Source organism: Verminephrobacter aporrectodeae subsp. tuberculatae At4 (genome assembly GCF_000193225.1).
GTDB classification, from domain to species: Bacteria; Pseudomonadota; Gammaproteobacteria; order Burkholderiales; family Burkholderiaceae_C; genus Acidovorax; species Acidovorax aporrectodeae.
Genome location: NZ_AFAL01000349.1, coordinates 1 through 1,114, shown reverse-complemented (window position 1 = coordinate 1,114; position 1,114 = coordinate 1). Strand labels below are relative to the sequence as shown.

Annotated in this window: 1 protein-coding gene; it reads left to right on the top strand. The window is 70.4% G+C overall.

Going from position 1 to position 1,114, the window contains the following annotated elements:
* The coding region (locus VTU_RS26390; protein WP_010102612.1) for a VC_2705 family sodium/solute symporter at positions 1-1,114 on the top strand (1,114 nt) is incomplete at both ends.

The following is a 1,114-nucleotide window of genomic DNA, read 5'->3' as shown; positions in this document are numbered from 1 at the left end:
CGTCGCGGCCAGCCGCGAGCTGGCGGCGCTGCCGCACGACGCCGCCAGCGCGCGGGCGCTCTGGCGCCACGAGATGCACGAGAACCACGCGCGCGCCTACCCCCTGGGCGGGCTGCCGCCGCACAGCCGGGCCTACGCGGGCGACCCCCATGGCAGCCCGCAGGAGCAGCAGGACTACACGCTCGCGCGGCGCAACTTTCTGGCGCTGATGTTCTGCCTGATGGTCGGCACCGCGGGCCTGCCGCATCTGCTCACGCGCTACTACACCACGCCCTCGGTGGCAGCGGCGCGCGCGTCCGTGGGCTGGTCGGTATTCTTCATCGCGCTGCTGTACCTGAGCGCGCCCGCGCTGGCCGCGCTGGTGAAGTTTGAAGTCATGCAGAACCTCGTGGGCAGCCATTTCGACGCGCTGCCCAACTGGATGGCGCAATGGGCGCGGGTCGATGGCGCGCTGCTCTCGGTGGAAGACGTGAATGGCGATGGCCTGATCCAGTTTGGCGAAATCCGCTTCGGCGCCGACCTCATCATGCTCGCCACCCCCGAGCTCGGCGGACTGCCCTACGTGGTCTCCGGCCTGGTCGCGGCCGGTGGCCTGGCGGCGGCGCTGTCCACGGCCGACGGCCTGCTGCTGACCATCAGCAACGCGCTGGTGCGCGACCTGTACTTTCAGGGAACGGACCACCAGGCGGGTCGCCAGGCGTCTGCCGAGCAGCGCGTGATCCTGAGCAAGTTCACCCTGCTCGCGGTGGCCCTGTCGGCGGCCTTCGTGGCGACGCTCAAACCCGCGGACATCCTGCCGCTGGTGGCGGCGTCGTTCTCGCTCGCGGCGTCGGCCTTCGTTCCCGCCATGCTGCTCGGCATCTTCTGGCGGGGTACCACGCGGCAGGGTGCCGTGGCGGGAATGCTCGGCGGATTGGCGCTCACGCTGTACTACATGCTCTCGCGCGCGCCGGCGCTCCAGACCCTGCCCCACTGGCCCTGGGCCGACGAACTCTGGTTCGGGATCCAACCCGTCTCCGCAGGCGTGTTCGGTGTCCCCTGCGGGCTCTTGCTGACGCTGCTCGTGAGCGCGCTGACGCGCAGCAAAACACCTCCCCGCGGGGGATCTGCAACA